This window comes from Isoptericola halotolerans (assembly GCF_045689585.1).
GTDB lineage: Bacteria > Actinomycetota > Actinomycetes > Actinomycetales > Cellulomonadaceae > Isoptericola > Isoptericola halotolerans_B.
On the sequence record NZ_CP140108.1, the window covers coordinates 703,535 to 723,818 of the forward strand.

A 20,284-nucleotide genomic window follows, 5' to 3' on the forward strand; every position below is an offset into this window, starting at 1 on the left:
TCAGGCGCGCAGCAGCGCGGCGACCCGGGTCCGGCGCGCTCGCGCGGCAGCCCCGACACCGAGGCCGAGTCCGACGAGCCCCCACAGCACCACCACGGTCGTCGCCCCGCCGAGGCCACCGACGTCGGGCAGGACGGCGGCGGCGAGCGCGTCCCGGGCCGCCCCGGTCGGCAGGGCGTCCGCGACCGAGACGAGGACGTCGGGCACGGTGGCCACCACGCCGGTGCCGATCATGAGCACCGCGATGAGCAGGCTGATGCCCCGGCCCACGTTCCCCAGCCAGGCCAGGAAGCCCAGGTGGACGGCGACGAAGCCCACGGAGACGAGTGCGCCGAGCAGGATCGAGCCGACCCAGCCGACCGGTGACAGGCCCTCGACCCCGGCGATGATCGCGCCGACGACGGCACCGGTGCCCGCACCGACCGCGGCCGGAACCGCGAGGGCGCCGAGCGTCAGCCGCAGGGCGGACCGCGTCGACCCGAGCGCGCGGGCCGCGACGGGTGGGAAGATCGTGAGCAGGCCGAGAGCCCCGAGCCACAGCGCGACGACGGCGAACAGCGGGCCCGTCGCACCCGTCGACAGGTCGTCGACGCCGGGTGCGGCCACCGGGTCCGACACCACGCTCGCGAGGTTCTCCCGCTCGCCGTCGGAGTACGTCGGGATGCCCTCCTGGGCCTCGACGAGGCCGTCGGCGAGGTCGTCGGTGCCCGTCGCGAGCTGGTCGACGCCGTCCGCCAGCCCGGAGGCCCCGTCCGCGAGCCCGTCCGTGCCCGTGGCCAGCTCCTGGGCCCCCGCGTCGAGCTGGTCGACCCCGGCGGCGAACTGCGAGACACCCGTGGCCAGCCCCTGCGCACCGGTGTCGAGCCGGGAGACGCCGTCCGAGAGCCCGGAGGCCCCGTCCGCCACCCCGGACGCCCCCGTGGCGAGCTGTCCGGCACCGCCCGCCAGCTCAGAGGCGCCGTCGGCCACCCCGGACGCCCCCGTGGCGACCTGGTCCGCACCCGACGCGAGCTCGTCGAGGCCGTCCGCGAGGCCTTCGTTCCCCGTCGCGAGCTCGTCCGCGCCCGTCGCCAGGCCGACGGTGCCCGCCGCCAGCTCGTCGGCACCGGCGCTCAGCGCGGCGATCCCCTCGGTCAGCGCATAGGAGCCGGTCGGGTCGCTCGTCGCGCTGCCCGGCGTTCCGACGCCCTGTTCCATGCCGGTCGCCAGCTCTTGCAGGCCCGACTGGATGTCGCCGACGGAGGGCGCCTGCTCGCAGCCGGGCGTGCTCGGGTCTGCTTCGCACGCCATCGCGAAGGCGAGCCCGTCGGCGAGCCCCTGCACCGTGTCGGCGGAGGTCCTGGTCTGCTCGGGCAACCCGCCGGCCCGCTCGGCGAGCTGCTGGAGGCCCGCCGCGAGCTCGTCCGCACCTCCGGCGACACGGTCGACGCCGTCCGCGAGGTCGCTCGCACCACCGGCCAGCTGCCCGGCACCGGCGGCGCTCTCCTGCGCACCGTCCGCCAGGCCGGTCGCACCGTCGGCAACCTGCTGGGCGCCGTCGGACAGCGACCGGGCGCCGTCGGCCAGGCCGGCGACACCACCGGCCAGCTCGCCGGCACCGTCGGCGAGCTGGTCTGCACCGGTGGCGGCCTCGCCCACCCCGGCGGCGTACTGGCTGGCGCCACCGGCGAGCTCGTCCGCGCCCGACGCCGCCTCACCCACGCCCGCGGCGTACTCGCCCGCACCGTCGGCGAGCTGCCCCGCGCCGTCGGACAGGTCGCCCGCACCGGACGCCGCGTCGCCCGCCCCGGAGGCGAGCTCGCCGGCGCCGTCGGCGGCCTCGCCGATCCCCTCGGAGAGCGTGTTGAAGCCGACGAGGACGTTGTCGACGTAGGTCTCCGTGAGGGTCGAGCCCATGACCGAGGTCGCGGTCGTGGCCACGACCCGGGCGAGCGCGTCGTCGACCACGCGGCCGCCGGGCGGCGTGGCGATGTCGATCGTCGCCTGGCGGGCGTCGTCGGCGTCCTCGGAGCCGAACGACGTCGCCGCCGCGGAGAAGTCCTCGGGGATGGTGACGACGGCGGCGTAGGTGCCGTCGGCGAGCCCGTCGGAGGCGTGCTCGGCGTCGGTGATCGTCCAGTCGTAGTTGACGTCGGAGCCCTCCGCGTCCTCGGTGCCGCCGTCCACGAGCCCGGCGGCGAGCTGCCGCCCGAGGGGCGCCGTCTGGCCGTCCACCTCGACGGGCTCGTCCTCGTTGACGATGGCGGCCGGCACGGTGTCGAGGCGGTCCATGGGGTTCCACAGCGCCGCGAGCAGGATGCCGAGCACCAGGACGGGCAGGAGCGCGACGAGCGCGATCGTCCAGGGGTTCTGCGTGACGCGGTTCATGCCCGCACCTCCTCGGTGGTGGCGTCGGTGGTCTCGGTGGGTCCGGCGTGCGGCGTGCCGCCGGTCGGGTCGTGCTCGGGCACCGGTGGTGGCTCGTCACCGCCGTGCAACGTCGCGGCGGCGCCCCACCCGGCACCGACGTCGAGGACGGCGGTGTCGGCGGGCAGCAGGTCGGTGGCGACGACGCCGGTGGCTCCCACCAGCAGCGTGGCGCCGGCGGCGTGCGCCCCGGACAGGGCCGTGGCGAGGGCCGCGCGAGCGGGCCGGTCGGCGACGACGTCGGTGCGGTCGACGACGACGATCGTGGCGCCCTGCCGCACGGCGGCGGTGACCGCACCGGCCGGGTCGCCGTCCTCCTGGACCGCGTCGACCACGGCGACGCGGGAGCGGACCGCCGGTGCGCGCTCGGGCAGCACCAGGCCGGCGACCTTGGCCACGCCGGCGTCGGGGTGCAGCCGGCCGGCGACGGCCAGCAGGAACGCGTTCACCGGTGCGGCCGCGTCGCCGTGGACGGCGAGGGTGCCGCCGTCGGGCACGCGGACGCTCACCGGGCCGACGAGCGGGGGCTCACCCCGACCGGGTCCTCGGGGGCCGGCGACCTCGAGGTCGCGGACCACGACGGCGTCGGCCCGGCCGTCGGGGCGGTCGCCGGGCCACGCGGCGAGCCGCAGCTCCTTGGCGAGACCCTCGCCCTCGACGTCGAAGGTCGGCAGGGCACGGTCCAGCCAGCGGGGCATCCACCACGCCTTGTCGCCGAGCAGCGCGAGGACCGCGGGCACGAGCACCATCCGGACGACGAACGCGTCGACGGCGACACCGACGGCGAGCCCGAGGGCGATGGGCTTGAGCGTCATGTCGCCCTCCGGCACGAACGCGACGAAGACGCTGAACATGATGATCGCGGCCGCGGTGACGACCTTGGCGGACCCCTGGAAGCCGGTGAGGATCGCCTGGCGTGCCCGGCCGCCGTTGTGCACGTAGTCCTCACGGATGCGCGAGACGAGGAACACCTCGTAGTCCATGGCGAGCCCGAACAGCACACCCATGAGGATGATCGGCATGAAGCTGATCACCGGGCCGAGCCGGGTGACGTTCAATGCCTCGGCGAACACGCCGTCCTCGAAGACGAGCGTGACCGCGCCGAACGCGGCGCCGACGCTCAGCAGGTAACCGAGCGTCGCCTTGACCGGGACCCAGACCGAGCGGAACACCATGGTCAGCAGGAGCAGCGACAGGCCGACGACGACGAGCCCGAAGGGCACGAGGGCGTCGCCGAGCTTGTCCGAGACGTCGATGCCGACGGCGGTGAACCCCGTGACGGCCAGGTCGACGCCGTACTCGTCGAGGAAGTGGTCGTGCAGGGACCGGATCTCGGCGACGAGCGCCTTGGTCTCCTCGGAGTCCGGCGCGCCTTCGGGCACCACCTGGATGATGCCGGTGTCCGCCGACGGGTTCGGGGTGGCCAGAGGGACGTCCGCGACGCCGGGCAGGTCCTCGATCTCCGCGGCGAGGTCGTCCATGAGCCCGACCGGGTCGGTGCTGGTGATGATCGAGCCCGTGACGATGAGCGGCCCGTTGAACCCGTCGCCGAAGTGATCGCTGACCAGGTCGTACGTCTGGCGGGCCGAGGAGTCCTCGGGCAGCGACCCGGCGTCGGGCAGCGCGAGGCGCAGGTTCGCCGCCGGGAGCGTGAGCGCGCCGAGCGCGACCACGACGATCGCGACCGTGGCGACCGGGGCCTTCGTGACGCCGCGGACCCAGCCCGCGAAGAACCTGTTGTGCTCGGTGCCGCCGTCGGGCGCCGTCTCCTGGCCGGCTCGCTCCGCGCGGCGCGAGGCGCGGCGCGAGGCGCGGCGCTTCCGCGGGCGAGGACGGAGCCGGTCGCCGGCCATCGCGAGCAGCGCGGGCAGCAGAGTGAGGGAGACGAGCACGGCGATGCCGACGGCGGCGGCCGCGGCGACGCCCATCACGCTGAGGAAGGGGATGCCGGCGACGCCGAGGCCGACGAGGGCGATCATCACGGTGAGGCCGGCGAAGATCACGGCCGACCCCGCCGTCGCGGTCGCCCGGGCGACGGACTCGCGCACGTCGAGCCCGTCACGGAGCTGTTCCTGGTGCCGGGAGACGATGAACAGGGCGTAGTCGATGCCGACGGCGAGCCCCAGCATCAGCCCGAGCATGGGCGTGGTGGAGTTGATCGGCCCGAACACCGTGGCGGCGAGGAGCAGCAGCATCGACACGCCGACGCCGAGCAGCGCGTTGACGAGGGGCAACCCGGCGGCGACGAACGAGCCCAGGGTGAACAGCAGCACGATGAGGGCGACCACGACGCCGACGACCTCGACGATGCTCAGGTGCGGCAGCTCGGTCGCGAAGAGCTCGCCGCCGAGCTCGGCCTGGGACCCGGCGGGCAGCGCCGTCGCGAGCTCGTCGGTGATCTCGGTGAGGTCGTCCTTGGTGGCGTCGCTGACCGACATCGAGTCGCCGTCGAGCTGGACGGTGACGATCGCGGCCGTGTCGTCGTCGCTGACCGGGGACGCGGCCTGCTCGTCGTAGGGCGTCGCGACGGCGGCGACCTCGTCGAGGTCGGCGATCTCGTCGGCGGCGTCCTCGACGGGGCCGCGGACCGCGTCGTCCTGGACGGAGGTGCCGTCGGGCGCGACGACGACCACCTGGGCGGAGGAGCCGCTCACCTCGGGGAACGTCGCGGAGAGCTGATCGAGCGCCTGCTGGGACTCCGTGCCCGGGATGGTGATGGAGTTGTCGAACCCCTGGAAGACGAAGGCGCCGCCCGCGCCGGTGACCACGAGGATCCCGAGCCAGGCCATGACGACGAGGCGGCGCGCGCCCACGGCCCAGCGGCCGAGCGAGTACAGGACGGAGGACACAGGATGCTCCCGGGTGCCGGGGGACGGGTGGTCGATCGACGAGCGATCCGATACGGCACTGTATCCGATACAGAAACGTATCCGATACAGCGGTGTACTGGCTAGAGTGGACCTACCGCCAGACCGAGGAGGCCCCGCCGTGACCACCACCGAGCACGCCACCAGCGTGCGTTCCCCGCGCCGCGAGCGCACCCGGGAGCGTCTGCTCGACGCGGCGCTCGACGTGTTCGCCGAGGTCGGGATGCAGGCGACCTCCATCGAGGCCGTCTGCGAGGCGGCCGGTTTCACCCGCGGCGCGTTCTACTCCAACTTCGCCTCCAAGGAGGAGCTGTTCCTCGCGCTCATGCAGCGCGACGCCAAGCGTCAGCTCCGGGCGCTCGAGCAGGCCGTCGAGACGCTCGACGCCGACAGCCTGGCCACGCCGGAGGGGTTCCGCGCCTCCCTGGGCACCGTCATGGCGGCCGTCCGGCCCGACGGCGGCGCGCGCCGGCAGTGGTGCCTGGTGGCCGCCGAGTTCGAGCTCCTCGCCCTGCGCGACCCCGCCGTGGCTGACCTGTACCTGACCGAGCACCGCCGGATCAGGGACGAGGTGGGGGCCGTGCTCGACCGTATCCTCGACGGCCTGGGGCTCCGGTTCGTCGTGGACATGCCCACGGCCGTCGACCTGCTGATGTCCGCCGAGGACGCCGCCGGGCGGACGGACCTCCTCGAACGGTCGACGGGCGGCGCGGACGAACCCGCGCCTGCGCCCGCCCGTCGCCTCGAGGCCCTCGTCGACCTGCTCCTCGCCCCGCGGGAGGACCGGTCGGCTACTTGATGGCGCCCATCGACAGACCGCGCACGAGCTGCTTCTGAGCGATCCACCCGGCAATGATGACCGGCAACGAGGCCAGCAGGGCCGCGGCGCACAGCCGGGCGAGGAACAGACCCTCGCTCGTCATCGTCGAGACGATGAACAGCGGCACGGTGGCCGCCTGCGAGGCGGTGAGGTTCAGCGCGAAGAAGAACTCGTTCCACGCGAAGATCACGCAGATGAGCGCGGTCGCGGCGATGCCCGGCGCGACCATCGGCAGCAGGACGGAGCGCATGGTCCGCAGCAGCCCCGCACCGTCGACCGACGCCGCCTCGAGGACCTCGGCGGGCACCTCCTGGAGGAACGAGCGCATCATCCACACGGCGATCGGCAGGTTCATCGCCGTGTAGAGCACCACCAGGGTCCAGATGTTGTCCAGGACCTTCAGCTGGCCCGCGATGACGTAGATCGGGACGATGACCGCCACGACCGGCAGCATCTTCGTCGAGATGAAGAAGAACAGCACGTCGCCGACCTTCTCCACCGGCCGGATCGACAGGGCGTAGGCGGCCGGGATCCCCAGCAGCAGCACCAGCAGCGTCGAGAACCCGGTCGCGATGAGGGAGTTCGCGACGTAGGTGCCCGACTCGCCGACGACGGCGCGGAACTGGTCGAGCGTGGGCTCGAAGAAGAACGTGGGCGGGTTCGACGACGCCTGGCTCTCCTGCTTGAAGGCCGTCATCGCCATCCAGGCGACGGGGAAGAAGAACCCGATGGCCAGGATCCACGTGAGAGCCGTCAGGAGCGTGCCCGTGGTCCGACGGCGGGGACGCCGCGCACCGCCGGGCGCGGCGGGCCGTGAGGAGGTCGGGGCCGGTGCGGTGGTGGTCATGAGAGCTCCTTGACGTCGAAGCTGCGGAAGATGAGGCGCAGCGCGGCCATCGCGACGAAGATCGTCGCGATCACGACGACCACACCCATCGCGGCGGCCTGGCCCACGTCGAAGCCGAGGAACGCGCGCTGGTAGATGTAGAAGGGCAGGTTGGCGCTCGCCGTGCCGGGCCCGCCCGCCGTCATGAGGTAGATCTGGTCGAACGTGTTGACCACGTAGATGATCCCGAGCAGCACGCCCAGCTCCACGTAGCGGCGCAGGTGCGGCATCGTGATCCACGTGAACGTGCGCCACGGGCCGGCGCCGTCGACCGCCGCCGCCTCGAGGACGTCCTTCGGCTGCGCCTGCAGGCCGGCGAGGACGAGCAGCATCATGAACGGCGTCCACTGCCACACGAGCGCCATGAGGATCGCGACGATCGGGTACGTCGACGTCCAGTCCACCGGGTCGATCCCGACGAGGCCCAGCGTCCAGTTGAACAGGCCGTACGTCGGGTTGAGCATCGCCATCGACCAGAGCACCGAGCTCGCGACGGGCATGATGAGGAACGGGGTGATGAGCAACGTCCGGGCCACGCCCCGCCCGCGGAACGGCCGGTCGAGGAGCAGCGCGAGCACGATGCCCAGGGCCATCGCGACCAGCACGCACCCCAGCGTGATGACGACCGAGTTCACCGCCGCGCCGCGGAACGTCGAGTCGCCGACGATGTCCCCGTAGTTGGCGAACCCGACGAACAGGTCGGAGTCGGGGCGCAGCAGGTTGCGCGAGTGCAGCGAGTACCAGATCGTCACGAGGAACGGGATCTGCGTGACGACGATCGTGAAGAGCAGCGCCGGCAGCAGCGGTCCCCGGCGGCGCCAGCGCTCGGCGCGGCTCATCGTGTGCTCGGCGCGCGCGGCGCGCTGCTCCTGCGCGCGGCGCGCGCTCGCCGCCTGGGTCGTGAGCGTGGTCATCAGGAGCCTCCGTCGGTGGTGGCTGCGGCGTCGGCCTCGTCCCGATAGGTCTCGGCGACGGTCTCGGCGTAGGACTGGGACTGCTCGAGCGCCTCGGTGACGGTCTGCTGCCCCGCGATCGCGGCCGACATCTGCTGGCCGACCCGCGTGCCGAGATCCTGGAACTCCGGGATGCCCACGAACTGGATGCCCGGGTACGGGACGGGTTCGACCATCGTGTTGTCCTGGGTCGCCTCGCCCATCGAGCGCAACGTGGCGTCGGCGTAGGCCGCGGAGACCTCGGCGTACTCGGGCAGCTCGTAGGTGGACAGCCGGCTCCCCGGCGGCACCCGCTCCCAGGACAGCTCCTCGCCCACGAGCTCGATGTAGTCCTGGTCGGTCATCCAGGACACGAAGTCCCACGCCGCGTCCTTGTGCTCGGACGTCGACGGGATCGCCAGCGACCAGGAGTAGAGCCACCCGGCCGCGTCCGTCTCGCTGACGGGGGCCGGGGCGTAGCCGACGTCGCCGGCGACGTTCGACGACGCCGGGTCCTCGACGCTGGAGACCATCGAGGTCGCGTCGTACCACATGGCCGCGTTGCCCTGGGAGAACCGGGTGAGGCAGTCACCGAACCCGGAGGTCGCGGCCCCGGGCTGCCCGTACCGCTGGACCGTGTCGACGTACGTCTCGACCGCCTCGCGGACCTCGGGGCTGTCGAGGCGGGCGTTCCAGCCCTCGTCGAACCAGCGCCCGCCGAAGGTGTTGATGGCGGTGCCCATCGGGGCCATGACCTCGCCCCAGCCGGCCAGCCCGCGCAGGCAGACGCCCGAGAAGTCCCGGGCCGGGTCGTGCAGCTCGGCGGCGAGGTCGCGGACGTCGTCCCACGTGGGACGCTCGGGCATCTCCAGGCCCCGTTCGTCGAACACGTCCTGGCGGTAGGCGAGGAACGACGACTCCCCGTAGAACGGCACCGAGTAGAGGTCTCCGTCCACCGACAGGGCCTCCCGGACGCTGGGCACGAAGTCGTCGGGCTCGTAGCCCTCGGTGGCGTCGGCGTACGGCTGGAGGTTCTCGATCCAGCCGTTCTCGGCCCACATCGGCGTCTCGTAGTTGGAGATCATCACGACGTCGAACTCGCCGCCGCCCGTCGCGACGGACGCGGTGATCTTCGCCCGCGCCTCGTTCTCCGGGAGGCTGACGAACCGGACGTCGATGCCGGGGTGCTCGGCACGGAAGTGGTCCTGCAGGGAGATGGCGTCCTGCATCTGCGGGTTGGAGACGATCGCGACGACGATCTGCTCACCGTCGCCGCCGACGGCACCTGCGCCGGCACACCCGGCGAGTCCGAGGGCGACCGCCGTGGCCGCGGCGACGGCACCGGGCGCTGTCCGTCGGTCAGGTCGGCGTCGCGCGCCGGATGGTCGGAACATCGTTGTCCTCACGTCGAGACGGTTCGCTCATCTGAGAGCAACCTTGCTGCTCATCTGAAGCGACCATAGTCCGATATGCTCACGTGAGCAAGGCCATCCGCTCAAACTCTCGCCCAGCGTCGCCGCGAGGAGAGACGAGGACCCGTGACCGATCCCGACCACCTCCGCCTCCTCGTCGAGGTGAGCACCGACTACTACCTCGACGGTCGGTCCAAGGTGGAGATCTCCAAGCACCGCGGGATCTCCCGCTTCCAGGTCGCCCGCCTGCTCACCGAGGCCCGGGAGAGCGGTGTGGTGCAGATCGAGATCGCGGCGCCGGCCCACCTCGACGCGGGGCGCGCGCGGCTCCTGGCCGAACGCCTCGGCGCGCACGAGGTCGTGATCGTCCCGGGGGGCGCCGACCGGGACAGCACCCGCGACCTGCTCGCCCGCGAGCTGGCACGCATCGTCGCCGCCCGGGTCCGCGCCGGCACGACCGTCGGGGTCTCGTGGTCCCGGACCATCGAGGCGGCGGTCCGCACGCTCGGGACGCTGCCGCCCTGCGACGTCGTCCAGCTCGTCGGTGCGCTCCCGGTGCACGGCAGCGGCAACTCGCTCGAGCTCATCCAGCGCTTCACCAGCATGGAGGGCGTGCGCACCTGGCCGGTCTGGTCCCCCCTGCTCGTCGGCGACCCGGCCACGGCAGCAGGGATGCGGCACCAGCCGGAGATCGCGGCGGCGCTCGACCGGGCCGACCGCCTCGACCTCGCCGTCGTGTCGATCGGGGCGTGGAACTCCACCGGGTCGACCGTCCACCCCCAGGTGACCGACGCCGAACGACGCGCCGCGACCGAGAACGGCGCCGTCGCGGAGTGCTCCGGGCGGCTCTTCGACTCCCGTGGCCGAGCCGTCGTCACGCCGCTGGACGCCCGGGTCGTGGGCGTCACGCTCGACCAGCTCGTCCGCACCCCCGAGGTGATCGCGATCGGCTACGGCACCGAGGCCGCCGCCGGGCTGCGCGGTGCCGTCCTGGGCGGGATCGCCTCCGTGCTCGTCATGGACGACGCTGCCGCCGTCGAGCTCGAGCGCCTGCTGGCGGACCCGCCCGCCGGCACGCCGTGACCACGGCCGACAGGACCCGAGGCGCTCGCCTGGCCACCCACGGCGCCGTCGCCACCGCGCTGTCGCTGTGCAGCGACCACCGGCTGCGCGAGCTCGTCGACGCCGCCGTGCCGATCGGTGCCGGCATCGGCGGAGAGACCCTCCGGCTGGACGTCGACGGCACGCCGGTCTTCGTCAAGCAGGTGCGCCTGACCGACCTCGAGCGGCGACCGGAGCACGTCCGCTCCACGGCGAACCTGTTCGGGCTGCCGAGCTTCTGCCACTACGGCATCGGCACCATCGGCGGTCCGGGGTGGGGCGCCTGGCGCGAGCTCGCCGTGCACACCATGACCACGGGCTGGGTGATCGCGGGCGACCACGAGGGCTTTCCCCTGATGCACCACTGGCGAGTCCTCCCGGACGCGGGCCACCCGCTGCCCGAGGAGCCGGTCGACGTGGACCGGGCCGTCACCTACTGGGGTGGCGGACCGGCGGTGCGCCGGCGGATCGAGGACCTGCAGGGGTCGTCCGCGAGCCTGCTGCTGTTCCTGGAGCACATCCCGCAGACCCTGCACGACTGGCTGAGCGCCCGGATGGACGCCGGCGGCGAGGCCGACGAGCAGGCCCTCGCCTGGGTGGACGACGAGCTGAGCGCAGGCGTGTCGTTCATGAACGGCCGCGGGTTGCTGCACCTGGACACCCACTTCGAGAACATCCTGACCGACGGCCACCGGCTCTACCTCGCCGACTACGGGTTGGCGATCTCCTCGCGCTTCGACCTCGCGACGGAGGAGATCGCGTTCGTCGACGAGCACGCGGCCTACGACCGGGACTATGCCGCGACGTACCTGGTGAACTGGCTGGCCGTCGCGATGTACGGGTACCAGGGCGACGAACGGCGGGCGTTCGTGCGCGCCTGCGCCCAGGGGGACCTCCCGGAGGACGCCCCCGCGACGGTCGCGACGATCCTCGCGCGCGACGCGCCCGTCGCCGCGGTGGTGGGCGACTTCCACCATCGCTTCCAGCAGGAGAGCCGGGAGACGCCCTACCCACGGAAGGCAGCCCGCCGGACGGGGTGACAGGAGGGGTGCTAGGCGCTCCGGGTCGAGGCACGCACCTCGCGGACGAGCCGCGTGCCGGAGTCGAAGACATCCCTGAACTGCTGCAGCTCGCGCTCCCCGATCCCGTTCCGGGCCGCTGCCTCGCGCCACCGGTCGACGACCGCGGCCACGACATCCATCGCATCACCGGCATCCGCGGCCGACATGCCGAACTCGGCAGCCACGTCGATCAGCGCCTCGAAGCGGCTCACCCGATCCGCGCTGACGAAGCCGATCGAGGTGGCCGGAGCACGGTCGTACAGGTCGGGGTTGACGTCGAAGGCCGGCGCCAAGCGCCATCCGCCACGCGTGTGAAGGAAGCCGTGGTTCCGCAGGTGATCATCGGTGTTGTTGACCGTCGTGAAGAACAGCGCGCGCAGCCAGAGCTCGCGCAGGTCGGCCGTCACGTCGCTCCCGTGGGTCGCGAGCGACTCGGCGACCTCCAGGTAGTCGAACGATGCGCCGTCGACGCCGCCGACCAAGGACATCGCGCTCGCATAGGCGAGTCGGCGTCCTCGTCCGTCCCGGTCGAACCGGTCCAGGACCAGGACCGACCGGCCGTCGACCGTGAGGAGACGACGCCCCGGTACACGGATGCCGGCCTGCTCGGCGAGGTCGAGCATGGTCATCTCCCAGGCCATGACGTCCCAACGGTCACCCGGGTGCGGGAACTTCGCGATCTGCAGCTGGTGACCGTCGCGGACGGACGCCTTGGGCCGCGCCCCACCGAGGGAACCGGTCCCGGCGTCGAGGAGCAGCTCGACCTCGGCAAGGTCGTCGCTGTCGCTGGCCACGCTCTCGGCGGCACGCATCAGCCTCGGCAGCTCGATGAGCCGCGGGACGTGCGGGTCTGGTGCGAGGAAGTCGACATCATCGGCGGTCGTGTACCGGAGCGCGTCCTGCCGGGTCAGGTCGGCCACGCCGAGCAGGTAGTCGACCTCACGGATTGTCGCGGGCGCGTGGTCGTCCCGCGCACGGTACCGGACCTGCTTGTCGATCAGGTTGCGCCCCCACCGGTCCGGCGCGGTGTCGGCGACGGCGCCCGGCAGACCTGCCACCTGGTGGCGTGAGACGGCCACCGGCAGATCAGGACTGATGCTGAACGCGTCGCGCCGCCCGAGGTACGTGGGGTCGTAGACGAACGACGTGGACGTGGTGCCACGCCACTCGGTGATGTACGCGGTGCCCGCCCGAACAGTGTCGCCAGACAGCTCCACGCGGACGTCGATCTGGACGACTCCTGCTCGGCTCATCGGCGCACCCGCTGCGGCAGGGACTCGTCAGCCCGCGCCCGCCCGAGGTCGGTCTCGTAGGGGTCGAGCGCCTCGACGACACGGTCGAGCTGCCCCAGTGCACGAAGGACGGACAGGAGCACGCCGCTCCCCACGGCGGGGTCGCCGTGCTCGAGCCGACGAAGAGTGCCCCGGTTGATCCCCGCGCGCTCCGCGAGCTGCTCCGCGGTCAGTCCCTGCAGCTTGCGCCACGTGCTCACGTGCTCGCCCAGCTGAGCCGCGGACCGGCGAACGCGGAGTGAGAGAGGTCGAGTAGCCACGGGTGCTCCAATGATCGCTGTGAGCACCACTCACACGGATAATGGTCGTTCTATCAATCTTTATGAGGAGGCTCAGCCCACCAGACGCTCGACCGTCGCCCGGGCGCCCTCGCGGTGCAGGGACTCCAGCGCCGCGAGGTAGGCGGCCGTGAAGCGCTGGTCGTCCACGAGGTCGCCGAACAGCTCGCGGTCGCGCAGGAACGCGAGCGGGTCCTCCCCGTGCCGCGCCGCGGCGGCCCGGAGCCGGCCCGCCAGGCGGTCCACGACCTCGATCGGCTCGCCCTGCTCGTCGACGCCCTCGTCGTAGCGCGCCCAGGCGGCGACGACGGCGGCCGCCCGGTGGATCTCGCCGCCGTCGGCCAGGTTCTCCCGCACCACCGGCAGCAGCCACTTCGGGATCCGGTCGGAGGACTCGGCGCACAGCCGCGCGAGCGTGTCCCGCACCGCGGGGTTGGCGAACCGCTCGATGAGCGTGCGCCGGTAGTCGTCGAGGTCGATGCCGGGGACCGGTTGCAGCGTGGGCGTCGCCTCCCGCTCCATGTAGTCGAGCAGGAACCGCACGAACGTCTGGTCGGCGCAGACCTCGTGGGCGTAGCGGTAGCCGGTGAGGTACCCGAGGTAGCACAGCGCCTGGTGGCTCGCGTTGAGCAGCCGCAGCTTCATGAGCTCGTAGGGCTCGACGTCGTCGACCACCTGGACGCCGACCTCCTCCAGCGGCGGGCGGCCGTCGGCGAAGCGGTCCTCGAGCACCCACTGGGTGAAGGGTTCGGCGACCACGGGCCAGGCGTCGTCGACGCCGAACCGCTCGGCGACCATCGCGCGGTCATCGTCCGTGGTGACCGGGGTGATGCGGTCGACCATCGAGTTGGGGAACGGGACGTGCTCCTCGATCCACGCCCCCAGCTCCGGGTCCTTGAGCCGCGCGAACGCGCCGAACATGCGGTGCGCGACCTCGCCGTTGCCCTGGATGTTGTCGCAGCTCATCACCGTGAACGGCGCGACGCCCCGGTCCCGACGCCGGCGCAGCGCCTCGACCACCAGACCGAAGGACGTGGTGGGCACAGCACCAGGCGCGAGGTCGGCCTGCACGGCCGGGTCCGACTCGTCGAACTCCCCGGTCACCGGGTGGACGTTGTAGCCACCCTCGGTGACGGTGAGCGAGACGATGCGGATCTCGGGCGAGGCCATCTTCTCGATGACCGCCTCCGGGTCGTCCGGCGCGAGCAGGAAGTCCACGACCGACCCGATCACGCGCCCCTCGAGCGTCCCGTCCGGGTGCTTGAGCACCAGGGTGTACAGCCCGCCCTGGGAGCGCAGCGCGTCGCGCATCCGCACGTCGTGGGGCAGCACCCCGACCCCGCAGATCGCCCAGTCGAGCGCCTCGCCCTGGGCCATCAGCCGGTCGAGGTACATCGCCTGGTGCGCCCGGTGGAACCCGCCCACCCCCACGTGCACGATGCCGGCGCGGAGAGCGGACCGGTCGTAGGTCGGCACGGCGAGCGACTCGGCCCCGGCGGAGCCTCGGAGGGTCTGCACGGTCTCGTCGGTGAGTGCTGTCATGGCGCGTCCTTGCTCCGTGGGGTCCTGGGATCCCAACGTAACAGATGAGCGAATCGGCTGATCACATATGAGCAGACTCGACCGTCAGCCGAGCGTCGCCGGCAGCACCCGGTCCCCCTCCCCCGCCGGGACGTCCAGCACGTGCTCGGCCAGGAACGCCAGCACCCCCGCGTACCAGACCTTCGCGTGCTGCGGCGAGAGCACCCAGTGGTTCTCGGTCGGGAAGTACAGGAACCGGTGCACCGTCGTGCCGTCGTCGGCCGCGGGTAGACCCGAGTCCGCCAGGAGCTGACGCCACAGCCGCAGCCCCTCGCCGATCGGCACCCGGTAGTCCTTGTCGCCGTGCACCACCAGCATCGGCGTGCGGATGTCCCCGACGTACCGGTGCGGGCTGTGCGCCGCAGCCATCTCCGGCGTCATCTCGCGCGCCCAGTAGTAGGCGTGGTCCGTCGTCGGCCCGAACTGGTCGAGCGCCCACAGCGAGGCGTGGGTGACGATCGCGCGGAACCGGTCCGTGTGCCCCGCCACCCAGTTGGCCATGTAGCCGCCGAACGACCCGCCCATCGCCGCGGTCCGCGAGGCATCGATCTCGTCGAGCGCCTCCGCGGCGTCGGTGATCGCCAGCAGGTCGGTGTAGGGCTTGTCGCCCCACGCGCCCCAGCCGCGCCGCACGAACTCCTGCCCGCACCCGGTCGACAGCGCCGGGTCCGGCAGCAGCACCCCGTAGCCGCGGGCCACCATGATCCACGGGTTCCAGCGCCACGACCAGGCGTTCCACGAGCTCAGCGGCCCCCCGTGGATCCACAGCAGCAGCGGTGCCGGGTCCGACGCCGACGCCCCGGCCGGCAGCGCCAGCCAGGCCCGCACCCGCGCGCCGTCGGCCGCCGTCGTCTCCACCTCGGTGAGCGTGCCCGGCAGCTCCGGCGCCGGCGCGGGCGACGGGAGCACGACGGCGGGCAGCGCCGCACGCTCGCCCGGCGCGCCGGACGCGAGGAAGCCGCGCAGGTCGATCCGGACCGGCTCCGACGGCGCGGCGTAGGACGTGCGCAGCGCGTAGACCGCCGCACCGTCCGGTGCGACGCGGACGTCGGTGAACGTCGCGTCGTCGGCCGTCACCTGCTCGACGGTCACGGAGCCCTCGCCCGGGGCGCCGTCGAAGGTGAGCAGGAAGACCGGTCCGCGGCCGTCGTCGTCCGCCGTGATCAGCAGGCCCGCGGAGTCGGGGAGCCAGGTCAGCGACGTGGGCCAGCGGTCCCAGTCGTCGGCCAGCACCTCGGGATCGCCGCCGCCGTCCAGCGGCACCAGCCCCGTGCGCACCACCGGCGGGTCGGACGGCGAGGTGACCGTCGAGGTCACGTAGGCGACCCAGCGCCCGTCGGGCGACACGACCGGCGAGCCGACGTCGGCGTCCGGGTCGTCGACCAGTGTGCGCCGCTCACCCGTCGCCGTGTCGATCGCCACGAGCGTCTCGCGGCGTGCGGCCCCCGGGTCGTCGACGGTCCAGCCGGTCACCAGGGTCGCGCCGTCGGGCGAGAGCGCGGCGTCGGCCTCGTCGAGCTGTCGGCCCGCCCCCGTGATCTGGCGCAGGTCGGCCCGCTCACCCTCGGCCAGACCGTCGAGCGTCAGCACGTAGCGGCGGTCCGCGTCCGGGCCGAGGTCGTGGTCCCAGTGCCGCACGGGGTAGCCCGTGTGCCAGATCGCGTCCACCTCGAGGTCCTTGCGGGCCTGGCGCAGGGCTGCGTCCTCGGTGAGGTCCGCGGCGGACGGCAGAACGGGCACCGTGACCGACACGACGTCGGCGGACCGCGCGGGGCGCACGCCACCGACGCCACCCGGAGCCGTCGCGACGACCCGTGCCTCGCCACCGTCGGCCGGCAGCATCCACAGGGCGGCGCGGGCGTCGTCGTCCGGTGCGCCGTCGGGGTCGGGCCGGGCGGAGGTGAACAGCAGGTCGCCCCGGGCGGTGAACGTCGCGGCGGACTCGCCCTTGGCGCTCCTGGTCAGGCGCCGAGCCGGTCGGTCGCCGGCGGGGTCGACCTCCCACAGCGACGACACGTACCCCGTGCGCCGGTGGTCGAGGGCCTGCACGGACGTCACCAGCCGGGTGCCGTCGGGGCTCAGCGCCAGCCCGCCGAGGCGGCCGAGCGCGAGGTAGGCGTCGAGGTCGTGGAACGGGGTGGGCGGGGTCGCCGCCGGAGTGTCCTGGGTCACGCAGACGGGTCTACCACAACCATCCGCGGCAGCCCCAGAGATATCCCCGCGACGGGGCGGCGCGACCCTGCGGGAACGCCGGGAGGAACCGTAGGTGAACACTGGCCGAACACCTTGTCCACAGGCCACTTCCGCCTTGAACGGCGGCCACCCGCTCAGGCAGATTCTGGACGTGAACCACGACAGCGCCCTGCCACCGCTCCCCGCCAAGGTCGACCTCGCCGTCGTCGGGGCGGGCGCGGTCGGGTTGGCGCACGCCGTCGAGGCGCAGGCGCGCGGCCTCTCGGTGCTCGTGGTCGACGCCGCCCCCCGTCCGGTCGGCAACACCGCGCGACGCGGCGGCCACCTCGCGATCACCACCCAGGACTCGACCGCGCTCGCCTGTGCGCTGGCGTCCCGCGAACGGTGGCTCAAGGTCGGCCGGGAGGCGGGCTTCGGCGTGCGGGAGAGCGGGGCGGTCGTCGTCGCGCGGCACACCGACGAGCTCGCCGTGCTGGACGACCTGGTCGCCGCCCGGGCCGGCGACGCCACGCTGCTGACCGGGCCGCAGGTCGCGGACCGCACGCCCGTGCAGGACGCCGCCGGCGGAGCGTTCCTGCCCCTGGACCTGCGGGTGGAGCCGGCCTCCGCGCTCGGCATCACGGCCGACTGGCTCACAGGCCGCCCCCAGGTGCACGTCGCCTGGTCGACGGCCGCGCAGACCTTCGACGCCGGCAGCGGCTGCACTCTCGTGCGCACCTCCCGGGGCGAGGTCGTCGCCAAGCGGGTCGTCGTCGCCGTGGGCCACGACGTCGGCCAGCTCTTCGGCGACGTCGGCGACCGGCTGCTGCCCGTCCGTCGCCAGATGCTGCGGGTCACCTCCCCCCTGCCCGAGGGCGCCCCCGCCGCCGAGCGGCTGGCGACCGGCCCCGTGCTCATCGGGGCCAGCACGCTCCTGCGGGACACCGCCTACCTGCACAGCCGTGCGCTCGGCGAGGTCCGTGAACGGCTGCGCGCGCGGCACCCCGACCTGCTCGCAGCCGAGATCCACCTGACGCTCACCGCCCAGCCCGACGGTTCCGTCGTCGTCGGCGACGGACGTGCCCCCGCGGACGCGACGGGTCGCTCCGAGGAGGTCGACGAGCTGCTGCTGCGCGAGACGGCGACGCTGCTCGGCACCGAGCGGCCCGTGGTCCGCAACCGGTGGTCGGTCACGGAGGTGGTGCGCACCCCGGGCCACGGCAGCGACGACCCGTTCGTCGTGACCGAGCCCCTGCCGGGCGTCCGCACGGTGACGGTCGCGGACGGGCTGGCGACGACGACGGCGCTCGGCCTCGCGCCCCGCGTGCTCGACGCGCTGCTCTGACGGGGTCGCGGGTCAGCGCCCGGCGGGCTCGTCCCGCTCGGCCATGCGCGCCAGCATGTCGTTGTAGGCGGTCAGCTCGGCGTCGCCGTCCCGCTCGGCCTGACGGTCGCGGCGCCGGGCCTCGCGCTCGTCCGAGCGGGTCCACTGGAGCGCGACGACGATCGCCAGCGCCAGCGTCGGCAGCTCGCCGATCCCCCAGGCGATCCCACCGCCGCGCTGCTGGTCCTCGATGGCGCTCAGCCCCCACTCGCGGCCCATGTTGCCGTACCAGTCGGCCACCAGCAGCGACGTGCCCGTGGTGAGCACGACGCCGAAGAACGCGTGGAACACCATCGTGGCGAACAGCAGCACCAGGCGCATCGGGTAGCTGGGCCGCTGCGGGCCGGGGTCGATGCCGACCAGGGCGTTCGCGAAGAGGTACCCCACGAGCGTGAAGTGGACGATCATCCACAGGTGCCCGAGGTGGTTCGTCAGGGCGAACTCGAACAGCGGCGTGAAGTAGAAGGCGATCATCCCGCCCGCGAACAGCACCGCCGCGACCACCGGTCGGGCCAGCAGCTCGCCCACCCGCGAGTGCACGAGCGCCAGCACCCACTCGCGCGGCCCCCGCGACCCGTCCTTGCGGGCGGGCACCGCGCGCAGCAGCAGCGTCACCGGCGCCGCCAGCACGAGGAGCAGCGGCACCAGCATCGCCAGGGTCATGTGCTGGACCATGTGACCGCTGAAGACGACGTGCCCGTACACGGTCGGCGCGCCGTTGGTGGTCCAGATCATCACCACCATGCCCGCGCACCACGAGACCGTGCGGCCCAGCGGCCACCGGTCCCCGCGGCGTCGCAGCCGTCGCACCCAGCGCAGGTACATCACGACCCCCGCGACGCAGGCGAAGGCGAGGATCGGCTCGACGGCCCACTCCGTGAGCCACCGGGAGGCGGTGGGTTCGGGCGGCAGCGGGTAGCCGGTGAGCTGGTAGGCGGGCGAGGCGTCGACCGGCACCTCGTCCGGCACGGGCGGCGCCGTCGACCCGAGCGCGACCGCCACCCCGGAGACCGCGCCGATGACCAGCAGCTCGACGGCGAGGAGCTGCCAGAACAGCCGCCGCACGAGGCCGGTGCCCTTGCGCGGGGCGCTGTCCAGCCGGCCGATGATCCAGCTCCGGTGCGCCCAGCCGAGCACCCCGAGGGCCGCCGTCAGTGCCGCCTTGACGAGCACCAGCACGCCGTACCGCGTGGCCAGGTCGTCGACCCCCTCCATGCGGATCCACGAGTTCGCGACGCCGGAGACGCCCACCGTCACCAGGCACCAGGCCGCGACGGGTGAGTAGCGCGCCACCGCCGCGGCCGTGACGCCGTCGTCCCGGAGCAGCACCAGCACGACCAGGGCCGCGAGGCCGCCGACCCACAGGGCGGCGCCGAGCAGGTGCAACCACATCGCCCCGACCGCGAGGAAGTGGTCGGCCGCGCCGGCGGCGTGCCCGGTCGTCGACTGCAGCGTCAGGGCCGCCACGGGCAGCAGCGCCGTCCACAGGGCGGCGGCCGCACCACGGACGGCAAGCGCGAGCCCGGAGGTGAGCGCGGCGAGCGCCACGATCGCGACCGAGATCTGGCCGAGCTCCACGTCGGCGACGAACTGGGCCAGCCCCGCCCCGAAGTTGCCCGCCGTCGGCGACAGCGCCGAGACGACCGCGTACTGCAGCACGAGCTCGACCACCGCGGCGACGGCCCACACCGCGGCGGCCCAGCCCGCGACGTCGAGCAGGCGGGCCTGCGCCCGGCCCGGCGGCACGAGGCACACCGCGGCGAACAGACTGCCGAGCGTCACCGAGACGCCGAGCTCCGCCACGACGGTCGCGAGCGGCGACCCCCAGCGGGCGACGGCTCCGGGGTCCGAGAACGTCCCCAGGGCCTCGAATGCTCCCGAGAAGGACCCCGCCACGAGCAGCGCCAGGATCGCGGCGACGACGGCGCCCGGCCCGGCGGCGACGACCCACCACGGGCGGGACGCCGCCACCGCGGCAGGGCGCGAGGTCGGTCTGGTCTGGGCCACCCGTCCAGCCTAAGGCTGGCCCGACGGCGTGTTCGACGACCCCGGTGTGAGACGTGGCTCGTGGGGGCCTGTCCCTCAGCACCGT

Annotated in this window: 14 protein-coding genes; 4 read left to right on the forward strand and 10 right to left on the reverse strand. The window is 73.3% G+C overall.

What is annotated here, in order from left to right; translation table 11 throughout:
• Together UQW22_RS03365 and UQW22_RS03370 are read right to left on the reverse strand one after the other, a co-directional pair.
• Positions 1-2,367: a YhgE/Pip family protein gene (locus tag UQW22_RS03365; RefSeq protein ID WP_407319430.1), complete on the reverse strand. Its 2,367-nt coding sequence runs from the start codon at positions 2,365-2,367 to the stop codon at positions 1-3.
• Positions 2,364-5,255 carry an MMPL family transporter gene (locus UQW22_RS03370; protein WP_407319431.1) on the reverse strand — a complete coding sequence of 964 codons (2,892 nt, stop codon included), beginning with the start codon at positions 5,253-5,255 and terminating at the stop codon, positions 2,364-2,366. Before UQW22_RS03370 ends, UQW22_RS03365 begins: the two co-directional genes overlap by 4 nt.
• A 139-nt stretch (positions 5,256-5,394) precedes the next feature.
• On the opposite strand from UQW22_RS03370, the gene UQW22_RS03375 reads away from it, so the two are divergent.
• Positions 5,395-6,072, forward strand: a complete 678-nt coding sequence (locus UQW22_RS03375; RefSeq protein WP_407319432.1) for a TetR/AcrR family transcriptional regulator — start codon at positions 5,395-5,397, stop codon at positions 6,070-6,072.
• Here the strand turns inward: UQW22_RS03375 and UQW22_RS03380 are convergent.
• Genes UQW22_RS03380 through UQW22_RS03390 form a run of 3 tightly spaced genes read right to left on the reverse strand, consistent with a single transcriptional unit; the run spans position 6,065 to position 9,305 of the window.
• Positions 6,065-6,940 (reverse strand): carbohydrate ABC transporter permease, encoded by an 876-nt coding sequence (locus UQW22_RS03380; protein ID WP_407319433.1) that lies wholly within the window; start codon positions 6,938-6,940, stop codon positions 6,065-6,067. The two genes, UQW22_RS03375 and UQW22_RS03380, sit on opposite strands and share 8 nt — an antisense overlap.
• Positions 6,937-7,893: a carbohydrate ABC transporter permease gene (locus tag UQW22_RS03385; RefSeq protein ID WP_407319434.1), complete on the reverse strand. Its 957-nt coding sequence runs from the start codon at positions 7,891-7,893 to the stop codon at positions 6,937-6,939. Before UQW22_RS03385 ends, UQW22_RS03380 begins: the two co-directional genes overlap by 4 nt.
• Positions 7,893-9,305 (reverse strand): ABC transporter substrate-binding protein, encoded by a 1,413-nt coding sequence (locus UQW22_RS03390; RefSeq protein WP_407319435.1) that lies wholly within the window; start codon positions 9,303-9,305, stop codon positions 7,893-7,895. Before UQW22_RS03390 ends, UQW22_RS03385 begins: the two co-directional genes overlap by 1 nt.
• Positions 9,306-9,449: 144 nt before the next feature.
• Between UQW22_RS03390 and UQW22_RS03395 the strand changes: the two genes are divergently transcribed.
• Positions 9,450-10,406, forward strand: a complete 957-nt coding sequence (locus UQW22_RS03395; RefSeq protein WP_407319436.1) for a sugar-binding transcriptional regulator — start codon at positions 9,450-9,452, stop codon at positions 10,404-10,406.
• Complete coding sequence (locus tag UQW22_RS03400) at positions 10,403-11,464, forward strand: protein kinase family protein (protein WP_407319437.1); 1,062 nt, start codon at positions 10,403-10,405, stop codon at positions 11,462-11,464. Before UQW22_RS03395 ends, UQW22_RS03400 begins: the two co-directional genes overlap by 4 nt.
• A gap of 11 nt (positions 11,465-11,475) precedes the next feature.
• Here the strand turns inward: UQW22_RS03400 and UQW22_RS03405 are convergent, their stop codons facing one another.
• From UQW22_RS03405 to UQW22_RS03420, 4 genes are all read right to left on the reverse strand, one after another.
• Positions 11,476-12,738 carry a type II toxin-antitoxin system HipA family toxin gene (locus UQW22_RS03405; protein WP_407319438.1) on the reverse strand — a complete coding sequence of 421 codons (1,263 nt, stop codon included), beginning with the start codon at positions 12,736-12,738 and terminating at the stop codon, positions 11,476-11,478.
• Positions 12,735-13,067: a helix-turn-helix domain-containing protein gene (locus UQW22_RS03410; RefSeq protein WP_407319439.1), complete on the reverse strand. Its 333-nt coding sequence runs from the start codon at positions 13,065-13,067 to the stop codon at positions 12,735-12,737. Before UQW22_RS03410 ends, UQW22_RS03405 begins: the two co-directional genes overlap by 4 nt.
• Before the next feature lie 42 nt (positions 13,068-13,109).
• Positions 13,110-14,597 carry a mannitol dehydrogenase family protein gene (locus UQW22_RS03415; protein WP_407319440.1) on the reverse strand — a complete coding sequence of 496 codons (1,488 nt, stop codon included), beginning with the start codon at positions 14,595-14,597 and terminating at the stop codon, positions 13,110-13,112.
• Between the two features lie 84 nt (positions 14,598-14,681).
• A complete protein-coding gene (locus UQW22_RS03420; protein WP_407319441.1) occupies positions 14,682-16,808 on the reverse strand; it encodes an alpha/beta fold hydrolase in 2,127 nt (708 codons plus the stop codon).
• Positions 16,809-16,980: 172 nt separating this feature from the next.
• Here UQW22_RS03420 and UQW22_RS03425 point away from each other — a divergent pair, with 172 nt between their 5' ends.
• Entirely contained in the window at positions 16,981-18,153 is a 1,173-nt protein-coding gene (locus UQW22_RS03425; protein WP_407319442.1) for an FAD-dependent oxidoreductase, read from the forward strand.
• A gap of 12 nt (positions 18,154-18,165) precedes the next feature.
• Here the strand turns inward: UQW22_RS03425 and UQW22_RS03430 are convergent, their stop codons facing one another.
• Positions 18,166-20,199: a cytochrome c oxidase assembly protein gene (locus UQW22_RS03430; RefSeq protein ID WP_407319443.1), complete on the reverse strand. Its 2,034-nt coding sequence runs from the start codon at positions 20,197-20,199 to the stop codon at positions 18,166-18,168.
• Positions 20,200-20,284 lie beyond the last annotated feature (85 nt).

Excerpts from the sequence above, each read along its gene's own strand:
- UQW22_RS03365 (WP_407319430.1), bottom strand. The coding sequence starts at position 2,367 with ATGAACCGCGTCACGCAGAACCCCTGGACGATCGCGCTCGTCGCGCTC.
- UQW22_RS03380 (WP_407319433.1), bottom strand. The coding sequence starts at position 6,940 with ATGACCACCACCGCACCGGCCCCGACCTCCTCACGGCCCGCCGCGCCC.
- UQW22_RS03385 (WP_407319434.1), bottom strand. The coding sequence starts at position 7,893 with ATGACCACGCTCACGACCCAGGCGGCGAGCGCGCGCCGCGCGCAGGAG.
- UQW22_RS03390 (WP_407319435.1), bottom strand. The coding sequence starts at position 9,305 with ATGTTCCGACCATCCGGCGCGCGACGCCGACCTGACCGACGGACAGCG.
- UQW22_RS03405 (WP_407319438.1), bottom strand. The coding sequence starts at position 12,738 with ATGAGCCGAGCAGGAGTCGTCCAGATCGACGTCCGCGTGGAGCTGTCT.
- UQW22_RS03415 (WP_407319440.1), bottom strand. The coding sequence starts at position 14,597 with ATGACAGCACTCACCGACGAGACCGTGCAGACCCTCCGAGGCTCCGCC.